Source organism: Luteimonas sp. WGS1318 (assembly GCF_043187535.1).
In the GTDB taxonomy this organism is placed as follows: Bacteria; Pseudomonadota; Gammaproteobacteria; order Xanthomonadales; family Xanthomonadaceae; genus Luteimonas.
Genome location: NZ_CP171131.1, coordinates 296,259 through 310,512 on the forward strand (window position 1 = coordinate 296,259; position 14,254 = coordinate 310,512).

The following is a 14,254-nucleotide window of genomic DNA, read 5'->3' on the forward strand; positions in this document are numbered from 1 at the left end:
TCAGTGGGTTCCGGAGGTGTTGGATGCACCTGCGTCCTGGCCGGATGCAGGCAGGGTGAAATGGAAGGTGGCGCCGTTGCCGGGCTCGGCCTCGGCCCAGATCCGGCCGCCGTGACGGCCGAGCACGCGGCGCACGCTGGCCAGGCCCACACCGGTGCCCGGGAATTCGGTTGCCGAATGCAGGCGCTGGAACACGCCGAACAGCTTGCCCGCGTACTGCATGTCGAAGCCGGCGCCGTTGTCGGCGACGCAGAACTGGTACCCGCCCTCGTCGAGGCGCTTGCAGTCCACCTCGATGCGCGCCGGCTCGCTGCCGGTGCTGTACTTGACCGCGTTGCCCAGCAGGTTCAACCACACCTGGCGCAGCATGTTCTCGTCGCCCACCACGATCGGCAGCGGGGCCACCGACCATTCGATGCGGTGGGCAGCGTTTTCCGAATGCGCGTTGCTGTCGAGCATCGCGCGCACGTCGTTGACCATCGACTGCAGGTCCACGCTCTGCAGGCGCATCGCATTGCGGCCCAGGCGCGAATACACCAGCAGGTCGTCGATCAGCGCCGACATGCGCTTGGCCGACGAGCCGATGACGCCCAGGTAATGCGTGGTCTTCTCGTCGACCTCGTCGCCCAGGTGCCGGCCCAGCTTGTCGGCGAAACCCGCGATATGGCGCAGCGGCGCGCGCAGGTCGTGGGAGACCGAATAGCTGAAGGCTTCCAGCTCGCGGTTGACGTCCGAGACCTGCTCCACCTTGCCTTCCAGCTGCTGGTTGAGCTCGCGGATCTGGCGCTCGCTGATGCTCTGCGCGGTCACGTCGGACGCGGTGATCAGCGCCACCGGGTCCTCGCGGTCGGGCAGCGGCATGCGCCGCGCGTTGAGCAGCATCGTGCGTTCGGCGCCGTCGGCCGTGGGCTGGGCCAGGCGGTAGTCCCACAGTTCGCGGCCGCGGGCCAGCACGTCGTGCAGCCGGCGCAGGGTTTCCTGGTTGTCCCAGGCGCCGCTGCCCAGCTCGCCCAGCGGGCGGCCGCGCACGTCCTCGTCCACGCCGTAGAGTTCGGCGAACGCGGCGTTGTGCATCACCACGCACTGCTGCTGGTCGATCAGCACGATCGGCTCGCGCACGGTGTCGAGCACCGCCAGCGCCCGGCTGCTCGCCTGGGTGGCCTGGCGCTCGGCGCTGAGCCGGCCGCTCTGCTGGCGCAGTGCGAAGTAACTCGCGCCCAGCAACAGCAGCAGCTGCACGATCATCGCCGTCCAGCTGGCGATGTCCGCGCGCCGGTTGGACGAGCGGGCATACGCCTGGCGATCCTGCAGCAGCGCCTCTTCGGCGGCCACGATGTCCTGCACCAGCCGCTGGATCGGGTAGAGCACGATCATCTCGTCGATCTGCTCGTAGGTCGCGCCCTCGGCCGCCTCGATCACTTCGTCGATCCGGCCCAGGCGCATCTCCAGGGCGTTGCGCAGCGCGCCCAGCCGGGCCTGCTGCTCGGGATTGTCGCGGGTGAGCGCCAGCACCTGGTCCAGGTGTGGCAGCACCCGCTCGCGGGCGTCCTCGATGCGCTGGCGCAGCAGCGGGGTGTCGATGCCACGGGTGCGCGCGATGGCCGCGCCCTCCAGGCTACGCGCGTCGGCCGACACCCAGTGGATCAGCGTCTGCACCTCGCGCGTGTGCACCACCGCCGTGGTGGCCTCCTCGGCCTGGGTGGTCGCGCCGCGGATGATCAGGAACGGCCCGATCACGATCAACGCGATCAGCAGGCCGAGCACCGGCGTGCGCCAGCGACTGAACGGCGTGGGGAGGGAGTGGGGCATCGGCAACGGGGCTCGGGCGCGGGCGGTTCGGCGCGCAATGATGCCGCATCCTCCCCTGAACCCGGGATCATCGCCGAGCCCCCCCGGCGCTGGCAATCGGAACCGTTCGCCACCGTCCGGACCCCGGTGTCATCCTTGATAGAATCACGGGTCCGATCGAACCCCATGCACGCGACCGCGCGTGCCGCGCTGGAGCACACATGAACTGGTTGAACGACGTCCTGCAGAACGACCCCGACCCGACCGAAACCCGCGAGTGGGTGGAGTCGCTCAAAGCGGTCATCGACGTCGGCGGGCCGGAGCGCGCGCACCAGCTGCTCGAGAACATGGTCGAGCTGACCCGCCGCGCCGGCGCTCACCTGCCGTTCGCGCCGACCACCGAATACGTCAACACCATTCCCACGCATCTCGAACCCAAGATGCCGGGCAATGCCGAGCTCGAATGGCGCATCCGCTCGATCATCCGCTGGAACGCGATGGCCATGGTGGTGCGCGCCAACCGCAAGCCCGGTGACCTCGGCGGCCACATCGCCAGCTTCGCCTCCAGCGCCACGCTGTACGACGTGGGCTTCAACCACTTCTTCCGCGCGCCCTCGGCCGATCACCCGGGCGACGTCATCGCCACGCAAGGCCACAGCTCGCCGGGCATCTACGCGCGCTCGTTCCTCGAAGGCCGCTTCACCGAAGACCAGCTCGACCACTTCCGCATGGAAGTCGACGGCCAGGGCATCTCGTCCTATCCGCACCCCTGGCTGATGCCCGATTACTGGCAGGTGCCCACGGTCTCGATGGGCCTCGGCCCCATCGCCGCCATCTACCAAGCGCGCTACTGGAAGTACCTCGAAGCCCGCGGCCTGATGCCCAAGTCCGACCGCAAGGTGTGGTGCTTCATGGGCGACGGCGAGACCGACGAGCCGGAAAGCCTCGGCGCGATCTCGGTGGCCGGCCGCGAAGGCCTCGACAACCTGGTCTTCGTCATCAACTGCAACCTGCAGCGCCTCGACGGCCCGGTGCGCGGCAACGGCAAGATCATCCAGGAGCTGGAAGGCGGCTTCCGCGGCGCCGGCTGGAACGTCGTCAAGACCGTCTGGGGCAGCTACTGGGATCCGCTGCTGGCCAAGGACAAGGACGGCATGCTGCGCCAGCTGATGATGGAAACCGTCGACGGCGAATACCAGAACTGCAAGGCCTTCGGCGGCGCGTACACGCGCGAGAATTTCTTCGGCAAATACCCGGAGACCGCCAACCTAGTCGCCAACCTCAGCGACGACGACATCTGGCGCCTCAACCGCGGCGGGCATGACCCGCACAAGGTCTTCGCCGCCTACCAGAACGCCATGGACACCAAGGGCCAGCCCACGGTGATCCTGGCCAAGACGGTCAAGGGCTATGGCCTGGGCAGCGCCGGCGAGGCGCTCAACCCCACCCACAACACCAAGAAGCTCGACGACGAGGCCGTGCGCACGTTCCGCGACCGCTTCAAGATTCCGGTGTCGGACGCCGCGCTCAAGGACGGGCAGATCCCGTTCTATCACCCGGGCAAGGACTCCGAGGAAGTGCAGTACATGCTCGAGCGCCGCGAGAAGCTCGGCGGCTTCCTGCCGCAGCGCCGCCGCAAGAGCACGCAGACCCTCAAGGCCCCCGAGCTCAAGGTGTTCGAGCGCCTGATGCAGGACACCGGCGAGCGCGAGATCAGCACCACGATGGCCTTCGTGCAGTCGCTGTCGATCATTCTGCGCGACAAGGAGGTGGGCAAGCGCGTGGTGCCCATCGTCGCCGACGAGGCCCGCACCTTCGGCATGGAAGGCCTGTTCCGCCAGCTGGGCATCTACGCCCCGCAGGGCCAGAAGTACAAGCCGGTCGACCGCGACCAGCTCATGTACTACCGCGAGGATGCGGCCGGCCAGGTGCTGGAAGAAGGCATCACCGAGGCCGGTGCGTTCTCCAGCTGGATGGCCGCCGCCACCAGCTACAGCACCAACGACGTGCCCATGCTGCCGTTCTACATCTACTACTCGATGTTCGGCTTCCAGCGCATCGGCGACTCCGCCTGGCAGGCCGCCGACATGCGCGCCCGTGGCTTCCTGCTCGGCGCCACTGCCGGCCGCACCACGCTCAACGGCGAAGGCCTGCAGCACGAGGACGGCCACAGCCATCTGCTGGCCGGCGCCATCCCCAACTGCCGCGCCTACGACCCCACCTTCGCCGGCGAAGTGGCGGTGATCCTGCAGTACGGCATGACCCGCATGCTCGACCAGCAGGAGGACGAGTTCTTCTATCTCACCCTGATGAACGAGAACTACAGCCACCCGGCGCTGCCCGACAGCGCGGCCGAGGGCGTCATCAAGGGCATGTACCTGCTCAAGGACGCCGGCAAGGCCAAGAAAGGCGAGCTGCGCGTGCAGCTGCTGGGCTCGGGCACCATCCTGCGCGAGGCCATCGCCGCCGCCGAGCTGCTGGACAAGGACTTCGGCGTCACCGCCGACATCTGGTCCTGCCCCAGCTTCACCGAGCTGCGCCGTGACGGTTGGGATGTCGAGCGCTGGAACCGCTTCAACCCTGAAGCCAAGACGAAGAAGAAGGCCTACGTCACCGAGCTGCTGGAAGGCCGCCAGGGCCCGGTGATCGCCGCGACGGATTACGTGCGCGCGTTCGCCGACCAGATCCGCGCGTTTGTGCCGGCCACGTACACCGTGCTCGGCACTGACGGCTTCGGCCGCTCGGATACGCGTGCCAACCTGCGTCGTCACTTCGAGGTCGATCGTTACTACATCGCCCAGGCCGCCATCGAGGGACTGATGAAGGACGGGAAGATGACCGGCAAGGATGTGGCCCGGGCGATCAAGCTGTACAAGATCGATCCGGAGAAGGCGAATCCGGTTGGGGTTTGAGTATTGGTTTAAGAGAAAAGGCGGCCATAGGCCGCCTTTTTTTTGAGAAGTGAGTCTAAGTCCGTCCATTTGTGAAATAGTCCGTCAGTGAGAAAATGGAGTCCTCAGAATTCTCGACGGCTTTTCACAGTTTGCCTAAGGGGTTTTCGTGGCACTGATCATCAAACGATTATTGGGTGGGATCGCGCACGGTGAGCGTATTCCCGAGTGGTTTCTCGATGACATTGGTGAGTGGGACAGGGCTGGGGTGGGTGCTAATGTCTATGAGCTTCGCCGTTACCAGGTCGACGGGGTGGAGTACGGCGTCTGGGCAGATGTGGCGATGGGGAACGCAATATCCGAGGCTTCAGCGCTTTGGTTCGTCAGGGCGAACGCTGATAATGCGATCGACAGTCAGAAGGAAATGCTGAAAGAGTCGATGGCTGCCACCGAGAAATACACCCAAGTTGTCACCGCTGTTGGTTACGCGGCTCTTTTTGCGCTGTTCACTCAGATGGCGGACAAAGTTGGGACTAAAACTGCCCTCGCAATTGCGATCCTATTGATGGTTTCAGTGCTTTGCTTCGTGGGAATCGAGCTGTTCGGCATGATCGTCAGAAGCCACAGCATGAAGTCGGTGCAGCGCATCGTCGACGGCGATCCGGAGCAGTTTTTCCCAGCGATGGAGAGAAGTCGGCGGCAGCTGGCAACGCTGATGACACGTGCAATGCCATATCAGTTTGTTGTCATGTATACGGCGGTAGCTTGCGGGCTCGGGTCGTTCGTCCTTATGGCTAGCGCCTTCGTTCATGGCTTTGCGCGACAGATGATTGGCTGACAGTTAGCAGCTCAAGTGGCGCAGTTCGCGCGTCTTGAAAACACTGCATACTCGCCAAAGTAGCTTTAGCCATAATGTAGAAGCGAAATTTCGCTCCAATTCTATATGCGGCCTCGCAAGCTGCTTTGGTCGGCCCGTTCTGTTGGGGCCAAGCGCGGTAAAATTGCACTCTGACGCCTGGTTCCGATTTTTAAAGCGGCGCAGGATATCGGCGCTACATTAGCTTCTGTCGAGCAATTAATTGGGGCGAGGATTGTTTAAGTCCCATACTTCTGTATTCGAATTTTCGGCGAGGTGGTAGTAATTATCTCCGGCTTTCCGTCATGGCCGCGTCGGGTTGCGTCACGAGGCGAGCGGCGATAACGAGGTACACGGAGCGCGAAAGTCGGTTGGTCGTCAGTCGTGATCAATGATGTGGTCGTAGCAAAAGTCACATATCCAGTCTCTGTGCGCTCGCCCGTTATCATCATTCCAGACTCGCATCAAAACTTCTGGATAGCGTTCGGTGCAGCGGACACATTCATGCAACGCTAGCTCATCGTTACAGAAGTGGCACTTCAGCTTGTTGCCTGCGGCCACCATCGTCTTTGGGCTTCCGCAGCTCAGGCACGTCTGCGGATCGTCCCTTCCGCTATTGGCGAGTTCCGCGGACCGTTGCGCCTCAAACAATCGCTGTTTGTACTCGTCCGCAAGTTTTTCGTAGGTGGCGCGGCAATCCCTCTCAATAAGACCTGCCAAGTCAGTGAAGTCATTTTCTTCGTGGAACTCATTGAGGGCGCGGATCAATCTGCCAATCGCAAGTCGCGCGGCAAGCGGGTCCATCTCAAACTTGAAGTGTTCGATGTTATTTCGGAGATCCTTTATCCACCTAAGATCCGCGAGGGTTTCCTCTGTCAGCTCCCGCTGCTCATTCTTGAAGAACTGAACAGCATCCCAAAGGCCGATGGTCGACTCCTTTGCGAGATTCTTGCTAAACGGGTTGCGATAGATCAGTAGGGGGTGCGCTTGCGCAACGTGATGCTTAAAAAGCAGTTCGATGGCGTGGGTAAAGTGCAGTACCGCAAATTTATATGGTCGTGGGTTCAAGTGAGTAGCGTCACCAACTCTCCGCAAAGCTTCGTTGAGGCTGTCGGAAGCATTCTCTAGAAGGTCGAGGGATTGAGTCATGTGGCGTTAGCTGCCAGAGAATAGGCTGTACTGATCATCAGCCTCTAATGGGATGATGTCGTCCACGATGATTGTTGGCCTTCGCTCTAGAATCGTCGGGTGGTTGTGGAGTCTAGTAATGGTTCCTTTGACTCTGCAGTGTAAGAAGAGCGCGTACTTGTAACGCCGAATATTGCCTGTAAATGGCACGCAGTTGATAACGTGTCCGTTGTAGAGAAGGCCGATTGAGTTGGCATTCTCATTGCCTCGTGTGAGATGCCCATCAATAACCACCTCCAAGCCGTGTTCCAGCTCTGGGAATAGGAGCTCATCTTCGTTCGCTGCTTCTTCGTGACCAAAATAGAGTTTTTCTGTCTCTGTCACCGTTGTTGTAAGGAATTGGTTTTCTTCCTTTACTGCAATTGTCATTGTCCGTTCGACCGCAATGACGCTCGTAAGCTTAAGAATTAGCTTTGGCGGCATGTCCAAGTACCACCGAAAGTATTCAATTGGCATGTAGAATATTTCACCATCTTCATTAAGTATGCCAACCACCCCGCTCCCTGCCTGCCAATTGAGGCTCGGCTGAGTCCAGTCAGTTCTTCCTTTCATATGCTTGATTAAGTCAACCGCATGCTTCAACGCGTCGACAGATTTCTTCAGGACATCCTTCATGCCGATGTCTTTGAAGTCATTCTCTGCCATCTTCTCAGCGGCCTTTTTGATGTAAGCGCCAGCGAATATGGCAGCAGCAGATGATGCCGCGGCAACAACCCAAATAGTCCAGGAACCTTCCGTGGTCCTAACTGGGTTGTCATATTCAATTCTTGACAGGCCAGGTGACTGTTTTTTGTTGAAGTAGCGCAGGCACTCGTCAAAGCTCAGGAGTGCAGTGCCTGCTGCATTGGCTCCTATGACACCATCCGGAACGGCCTCGCCGGAAAACTTTAGGTATCCGACACTTTCTTCTTCAATGGCATCCATAAGCCCCCCTCAAGCTTGAGTTGCTATCCAGCAACGTGTCTATTTCCCTGTCGCACCATGCATCTGTCCGATAATGGTGTTGCTTGTATGTGGAGAGTACGAAACCTCCGTGATTCAAACAAGCAAGAGTTAGCCCGATTGCTACCGAGCCCCAAACTATCGGAGAGAATGAGGGGAGCTATCGGTGCCAAGTCAAATTCCGAGGTAGATCAGGGCAATAACGGGGTCAGGTTGGAGCGACCCGGGTTCTTCGGACAAGGAACCTAAGGCACATACCCTAGGCGATTGAACTGCTTTTCGTATTGATCAGGCGACTGGTAACCGAACGCAGAGTGCATGCGGGTGCGGTTGTAGAAGGTCTCGATTTAATCGAACACGGCGAGCCGGGCGGCGTCTCGTGAGGCGAAAGGCCTTGTCAGGTACGAGTTCCAGTTTCAGCGTGCTGAAGAAGCTTTCTGCCATCGCATTGTCGTAAGGCCAGGATAACAGTGCCAGGTTCACTTAAGGCACATCGTCGACTGCATGGCGCTGTTCCGAGTCGGCGTTGATGCGTCTTATCCATGATTCGCCAACCCGTTCGGCGATCTTCAGGGCTTCGCCATGCCAAAGGCTGAGAAACGCCGCGGCGATCAGGACCGTGGCGAGGATTGCCAACGCCCACTGGTTGAAGCCAGCCGCGTGCGTTGCGAGATACGCAGCAAGCGCGCCCACGCCTGCGAACAGGAAGTAGCGGAGCGTGGGCCAGTGACGGAGGAGCGCGCGAATCCGTGCGCTGCGATGTGGCTTGTACTTCCAGGCCACGGCTCGGGTCTCCAGGTCGTAATCGAAGAAGTCCCACAGTTCCGACAGGTCCAGCAGGGCCTGGCTTGTATGCGGGTGCGCGAGCGCTTTGCGGATGACGTGCGCCGGAAGGTGTGTGCCGTAGAGGTGACGGATCGTCACTTCGAGCCACAGATCATCGTCGACGCGCGTGGAGTCCCAATGCTCAAGGAATTCGCGCCGATGCTGGCTACGGCGTCCATGCAGCCCGAACAGGCCGCGAACCGCATACAGAAGCAGGGCAAACAGCACCACGGGAATGAAGAAGCCGGCGCCGCCGGCGGCAATGACGTCCCTGATCAATTCAACTCCCTCCATTTGCGAACGGGCTGGGTATCAGCGTGCCAAGAGCGTCGCACGAAAGCTGACAGGATCGAGACGGCAATGCGTGCCGACTGCACCCGGCAGCATGAACATACGCGGTGACTGTCTGAAATCGAACACGCGGTAGAGATGGAACTGTTCGGCATGCGAATCCGAGAACGCAGCCTCGCTCGGTGAGATGAAGAAAGGGGTCTCTGCCAAATAGGCCGTCGTCTTGACCTCGATGAAGCGCTCGCGCCCATCGGCTTCGAACGACAGCACGTCGTGGCCCACGCCATCGCCGCGCGTCTGTGAAACGTGCTCGATGCGCTTGGCCAATATTCGCGCCCCCAAGGCGTGGAGGCGTCGAGCTTCGTACTCCATCACGAGGTGCTCGCCGGCAAGTCCAAGGGAGCGATTGAGCGCTTCGCGCTGTAGGTAGTCGCGCTTGACCGGTACGACGCTCGACCAATCTTTTCGTGGCTCGCGAACTCTGCGACCCGTCCGTGAGGGAGCATCCACCACGAATGCGTCATAGCTATCGAGCAGTGGCGTCTCCACCACGCTCTGTACGTTTCGCAAGGCTGCTTCATCCAGCACACGGTCGGCTGCGAGCGCGTGGCCCACGGGAATCACGAGATCGCTCTGGTAGTTGAAGCGGGGCAGGTAACCGCGCAGCGGCGGCGCATCGTAGACCTCCATGAGCACCGCACTGATATTGGCGTGCTTGAACTCGATGGCCCCGCGACTGCGCGCCGGAATCCGCGCCTGAAGCCGGCGGTTGTGCTCCGCCTTGTTGAGCGCCTGGCCCAGCTCCTGCGTCCTGAGCATCTGGAAATAGGTGGCGACGGTCGCCTCGATCTCGGCGTCCGTCCAAGGAGCACCGGTCTCCCCGTCCACAGTCTCCATGATTACCTCCCCCGCGATGCGCGCTCAGGATAGCGGATCGTCGCCACACAGCCGAAGTCGATTCAGGGCGCGAATGATGTTGCCTTGGGACGAGGCGCTCGACCCAGCGAAGCCGGGCGGGCCTGCGGAAAGCCGGTGCGCGATCATCTGCGAATCTCTGCGGGAGCCTTCAAGTTTCTAGGGATTCTGCCGATAAGGCTTCAAAGGACTGCCACACGAGACGGATCTATGAAGTGCTTTGCTCATGCGGACGGCGACGCGACCGCGCAGTGTCAATCGTGCAGCCGTGGCCTCTGCGCCACGTGTACCCAGCGGTTCACCCTCATGCTGTGCGAAGGTTGCTTGTTGAAGCACAACGCGGGCGTTGCAACGTCGATGTATCTCAAGTTGATCGGAACCGGTGTTCTGTTCGCGATGCTCTCTTGGCTGTTCTTGTCGATGCGACCGCCTACGTTGGAGCTCGCCCAATATCCGGCTTACATCGCATCAAAGCTACTGCTCGCGGCGATCTTTGCATTCGCCTTGTGGGGCTGGGATTTTTTGGATCGCCACGCGCGGCATCTGGTGTCGGGAACACCATTGGTTTGGATCATGTACTTCGGCTTCAAGCTCATGCTGTCCGTGATGATCGGCATCGTGGTCGGCCCGTATCAGATCTTCCGGATGATCAAGGAAGTGCGGCTCGTACGACGCACATCGCGGGCGATCGCGGATGGCGTCATCTAGTCACCACGAGCTTCCCTTGCTAGCCGATTGAACTGGCAAGTCCGTGCAGGCGAACGGCAATAGAGCGAGGCGCTAGCAGCCGAGGTGCTCCGTTCCTCGGCCCGCGCGTTGGGCGACCCGATGCTGCTCAGGAATCGCGCGTTGCTAGCGAGTCAACGGTGCTTTTCGCGGCAGGACAGCGCCTATCGGAGTCCGCTCCGTTCCCCTATAGGAATTCTCTGAGCGATGAGCGAGCGCATATCCGCTCACTAGCAGCTGATTCGATCAGCGACGCGCTTCAACAGCGTTCGGCGCAAGCAATCGCCGCTAAGCCGTAGGCTGCAGCAGATCGAGGACATCTACCCCCAAGACCTCTGCCAGACGCTCAAGCCCGTCGATCGAGATATTGGTGACGCAGCGTTCGAGCTGCGAGATGTAGGTCCGATGGAACTCTGCTGCGTCGGCGAGCTGTTCCTGGCTGAGCCCCTCATCCTTACGCAGGCGCCGAATGTTCTCGGCAACGCGTTGGCGCGCGCTCTGCGACGCTTTTTTTGAGGGCTTGGAGGGCATGGCTCCAAGCCTGAGCATCTACCGCCTTACGATCTACAGACTATAAATCTACTGCATATAACTCTACATGAATGCAGGAGCTGGGGCCGTCGCCGACCACCGCAAAAGGGTCAGGGCGCTTTCTCGTCAGGTACCTGGAACAGGTCGGCGATATCGACCTTGAAGATCGCAGAGAACCGCTCCAAGCGATCAACCGAGATGTTGGTCTTGGCACGTTCCAGTTGTGACACGTACGTGCGGTGGCATTCGGCCAGTTCGCCGAGTTGTTCCTGGCTGACCTTACCAGGCATGGCCTTGCGAAGACGACGCACGTTCGCCCCGATTCGTGCACGGGCGCTCAGCGCAGACGGGGAAGGGGGCGAGGACATGCGCCCAGCCTGTCCCTCTACCGGCTCATGATCTACAGCATATATATCTACTGGATATAACTCTCATTTTAGCTTATGGTCTCGACCGGGCCGGATGCCCGGGTGTGCCTGAGGGCACGGCCTCGGCAGTTACGGCACCGCGGGGGCGGAGGGGGCAGCGGAGGGACACGTGTGATGCGTGCGCCAATCCGCGGAGCGAATTCCAATCTCGCGTTTGGACAGGTCAGCCGTGTGGCTGACGAGGGACTTCGGACAAGACCAATCAAGCGAGAGGAATGGAATCAGGATGAACACACACACGTTACGTCGGGCCATCTCCATCGCCCTGTTCGCCGTCGCCAATGGCGCGACGAGCCTGGCCACCGCGCAGGACGCGGATCAACGCGAGGCGGCACAGGTCGCGAACGAAGCGCAGGACGCGCAGCACTTCGACCTGCCGCCAGGCGCACTTGGGGCCTCGCTGGATGCCGTGGCCGCACAAAGCGGCCTTCGCATCACCTATCCGCCGTCGCTGGTGGCAAACCGCCCGGGGCCGGCGGTGCAGGGCCGCATGCACTGGCGCGAGGCCATGGCCCGTCTGCTGCAGGGCAGTGGGCTGGACTACCGGCAGGCCGACGACGGCACCGTGGTGATCGCGCCTGCACACGCGGAACCCGAGCGCCGCGTTGCGCCCGCACCCGCAGATGCCCGCACACCACAGGGCGCGAATGCGACCGAGCTCGAAACGATCACCGTCACCGGCACCCGCATCCGCGGCGGCACCACGCCGTCGCCGGTGATCACGCTCGGCAGCGAACGCATCCGCGAAGAGGGCTTCGCCGATCTGGGCGAGGTGATCCGCAGCGTGCCGCAGAACTTCACGGGTGGGCAGAACCCGGGCGTGCTGATGGGCAATGTGGCGGGCGGCATGGCCAACCAGAATGCGACCGGCGGCTCGGGCCTGAACCTGCGCGGGCTGGGGCCGGACGCCTCGCTGACGTTGCTCAATGGTCGCCGCATGTCGTACGGCGGCTTTGTGCAGGCGGTGGACATCAGTGCAATCCCCGTCGAGGCGGTGGAGCGTATCGAGATCGTGGCGGACGGTGCCTCGGCGATCTACGGCTCGGATGCGGTGGGCGGCGTGGGCAACGTGATACTGAAGCGGGATTTCGAAGGCGTTGCCGTGGGTGCGCGCTACGGTGCCGCGACCGATGGCGGATTGCGCGCCCGCGAGTACAGCGCCACGGCAGGCCACGCCTGGACGAGTGGCGGGCTGATTGCAAGCTACCGGACGGTGGATACCGATCCCATCTTCGCGCGCCAGCGGCGCTACACGCAGTATCTGCCCGAGCCCACGACGATCTACGCGGGCAGCGATCACCACAGCGGGCTGGTGAGCGCGCACCAGATGATCGGCGAGGCGGCGACCGTGCGCCTGGATGCCCTGCGCTCCGAGCGGGAGCAGACCTACGCCTTCTACTCCACGGCCACGATGTACAACCGGCTGTCGCCGGACACCACCACCTCGTACGTGTCGCCGAGCATCGAGTTCGCCATGCCCGGGGATTGGCAGGCGACCGCCGGGGCCGCGTGGGGGCGGGATGAACTGCTCAACGTGCACGCGATGGTCGACGCGGCCACCTTGCAGGTCACGCCGTATCTCGACGAGTGCTTCTGCAACACCAGTCGGAGTTACGACATCAGTGCAGAAGGCCCGTTCCTGCGGCTTGGCGACCGCAGTCTGCGTCTGGCGGTGGGCACGGGGTACCGCACCAACGAGTTCCTGTGGAGCAACCGCACCACGGGTGCCCGAACCTCCCAGGGAAGCGAGAGCAGCCGGTTTGCCTACGCCGAGCTGCATGCCCCGCTGCTGGGTGATGGCACCGGGCCGGGCGGCCATCGACTGGAGATGACCGCCGCGCTGCGCGGCGAGGACTATGCGAGCTTCGGCAGGGTCACCACGCCGAAGCTGGGCCTGATCTATGCGCCGGGCCGCAACGCCACGTTCAAGGCGTCGTGGGGGCGCTCCTTCAAGGCGCCGACCCTGCTGGAGCGGTATCGGCCGATGGCGGGTGTGGTGATGCCGCCGAGCGCATTCGGCGAAACGAATGCGCCGGACGGCGCGACGCTGCTGTTCCTCAACGGCGGCAATCCTGACCTGCAGGCAGAACGCGCGCGGACCTCGATGCTGTCGGTGGCGTTCCATCCTGTGGCGCTGCCGGGCCTCGAGGCCGAGCTGTCCTGGTTCGACATCGACTACATGGACCGCGTGATCCAGCCGGACCTCGGCTCCAGTGCGCTCAGCAATCCGCTGTATGCCGATTACGTGGAGCGCAATCCCGGTGTGGACCGGTTGGCGGCACTCGTCGCCGGCGTGGACCAGTTCTACAACTTCTCGGGCGCGCCCTACGATCCGGCCCGGGTGGTGGCGGTGGTCGACGGGCGCTACGTCAACACGCTCTGGCAGAAGATCCGGGGCCTGGACCTGACGGGCAGCTACCGGTTCGATCTGGGCGCGGGCCGGATGACCCTGCGGGGTGGGGCGAGCTGGCTGGACAGTTCGCAGCAGACGATGGGCGCCGCCGGCCCGCTCGAGCTCGCGGGCACGCTGTACAACCCGCCGCGCGTGCGCGGACGTGCGGGCACTGTCTGGACCCGTGACGGTCTGTCTGCGTCCGTGTTCGCGAACTACGCGGCAGGTGTGCTGAACACCCGGGATGGCCGCAAGGGCGCGTCGTTCACCACGGTGGACATGGTGCTGCGCTACCGCACCGCGCACGACGGCTCGCCATGGTCCGGGCTGGATATGGCGGTGTCGGTGGACAACCTGCTAAACCGCGCGCCGCCGCTGTATGCCGTCGACAGGCCGTATGTGCCGCCGTACGACTCGACCAACTATTCGGCGATCGGCCGTCTGGTCAGCGTGTCTGTGGGGAAGCACTGGTGATGGGGGC

At 62.4% G+C, this 14,254-nt stretch carries 11 protein-coding genes; 4 read left to right on the plus strand and 7 right to left on the minus strand.

What is annotated here, in order from left to right:
- Positions 1–1,809: an ATP-binding protein gene (locus ACF3M1_RS01275; protein ID WP_394003176.1), complete on the minus strand. Its 1,809-nt coding sequence runs from the start codon at positions 1,807–1,809 to the stop codon at positions 1–3.
- 200 nt (positions 1,810–2,009) lie between these two features.
- Between ACF3M1_RS01275 and aceE the strand changes: the two genes are divergently transcribed.
- Together aceE and ACF3M1_RS01285 are read left to right on the plus strand one after the other, a co-directional pair.
- On the plus strand, positions 2,010–4,700 hold the full coding sequence (aceE, locus tag ACF3M1_RS01280; RefSeq protein WP_394003178.1) for a pyruvate dehydrogenase (acetyl-transferring), homodimeric type: 2,691 nt from the start codon (positions 2,010–2,012) through the stop codon (positions 4,698–4,700).
- Between the two features lie 148 nt (positions 4,701–4,848).
- The gene (locus ACF3M1_RS01285; RefSeq protein WP_394003180.1) at positions 4,849–5,517 is read left to right on the plus strand and encodes a hypothetical protein; all 669 of its coding nucleotides are present in this window, start codon (positions 4,849–4,851) and stop codon (positions 5,515–5,517) included.
- A gap of 396 nt (positions 5,518–5,913) precedes the next feature.
- Here the strand turns inward: ACF3M1_RS01285 and ACF3M1_RS01290 are convergent, their stop codons facing one another.
- The 4 genes from ACF3M1_RS01290 to ACF3M1_RS01305 all read right to left on the minus strand — a co-directional run bounded on the left by ACF3M1_RS01290 (position 5,914) and on the right by ACF3M1_RS01305 (position 9,678).
- Positions 5,914–6,684 (minus strand): hypothetical protein, encoded by a 771-nt coding sequence (locus ACF3M1_RS01290; protein ID WP_394003182.1) that lies wholly within the window; start codon positions 6,682–6,684, stop codon positions 5,914–5,916.
- A gap of 6 nt (positions 6,685–6,690) precedes the next feature.
- A complete protein-coding gene (locus tag ACF3M1_RS01295; RefSeq protein ID WP_394003184.1) occupies positions 6,691–7,647 on the minus strand; it encodes a hypothetical protein in 957 nt (318 codons plus the stop codon).
- A 501-nt stretch (positions 7,648–8,148) separates the two neighbouring features.
- Positions 8,149–8,769, minus strand: coding sequence for a hypothetical protein (locus tag ACF3M1_RS01300; protein ID WP_394003186.1), 621 nt, complete (start codon positions 8,767–8,769; stop codon positions 8,149–8,151).
- 33 nt (positions 8,770–8,802) lie between these two features.
- Complete coding sequence (locus ACF3M1_RS01305; protein ID WP_394003187.1) at positions 8,803–9,678, minus strand: DUF3883 domain-containing protein; 876 nt, start codon at positions 9,676–9,678, stop codon at positions 8,803–8,805.
- A gap of 345 nt (positions 9,679–10,023) precedes the next feature.
- Between ACF3M1_RS01305 and ACF3M1_RS01310 the strand changes: the two genes are divergently transcribed.
- The gene (locus tag ACF3M1_RS01310; RefSeq protein ID WP_394003189.1) at positions 10,024–10,404 is read left to right on the plus strand and encodes a hypothetical protein; all 381 of its coding nucleotides are present in this window, start codon (positions 10,024–10,026) and stop codon (positions 10,402–10,404) included.
- Between the two features lie 306 nt (positions 10,405–10,710).
- Here the strand turns inward: ACF3M1_RS01310 and ACF3M1_RS01315 are convergent, their stop codons facing one another.
- Positions 10,711–10,953, minus strand: coding sequence for a helix-turn-helix domain-containing protein (locus ACF3M1_RS01315; protein WP_394003191.1), 243 nt, complete (start codon positions 10,951–10,953; stop codon positions 10,711–10,713).
- A 110-nt stretch (positions 10,954–11,063) separates the two neighbouring features.
- Positions 11,064–11,321 (minus strand): helix-turn-helix domain-containing protein, encoded by a 258-nt coding sequence (locus ACF3M1_RS01320; RefSeq protein WP_394003193.1) that lies wholly within the window; start codon positions 11,319–11,321, stop codon positions 11,064–11,066.
- Positions 11,322–11,499: 178 nt separating this feature from the next.
- Between ACF3M1_RS01320 and ACF3M1_RS01325 the strand changes: the two genes are divergently transcribed.
- Positions 11,500–14,247, plus strand: coding sequence for a TonB-dependent receptor domain-containing protein (locus ACF3M1_RS01325; protein ID WP_394003195.1), 2,748 nt, complete (start codon positions 11,500–11,502; stop codon positions 14,245–14,247).
- Positions 14,248–14,254: the final 7 nt, after the last annotated feature.

Coding starts and splice junctions, on each gene's coding strand:
- ACF3M1_RS01275 (WP_394003176.1), bottom strand. CDS start 1,809: ATGCCCCACTCCCTCCCCACGCCGTTCAGTCGCTGGCGCACGCCGGTG.
- aceE (WP_394003178.1), top strand. CDS start 2,010: ATGAACTGGTTGAACGACGTCCTGCAGAACGACCCCGACCCGACCGAA.
- ACF3M1_RS01290 (WP_394003182.1), bottom strand. CDS start 6,684: ATGACTCAATCCCTCGACCTTCTAGAGAATGCTTCCGACAGCCTCAAC.
- ACF3M1_RS01295 (WP_394003184.1), bottom strand. CDS start 7,647: ATGGATGCCATTGAAGAAGAAAGTGTCGGATACCTAAAGTTTTCCGGC.
- ACF3M1_RS01305 (WP_394003187.1), bottom strand. CDS start 9,678: ATGGAGACTGTGGACGGGGAGACCGGTGCTCCTTGGACGGACGCCGAG.
- ACF3M1_RS01315 (WP_394003191.1), bottom strand. CDS start 10,953: ATGCCCTCCAAGCCCTCAAAAAAAGCGTCGCAGAGCGCGCGCCAACGC.
- ACF3M1_RS01320 (WP_394003193.1), bottom strand. CDS start 11,321: ATGTCCTCGCCCCCTTCCCCGTCTGCGCTGAGCGCCCGTGCACGAATC.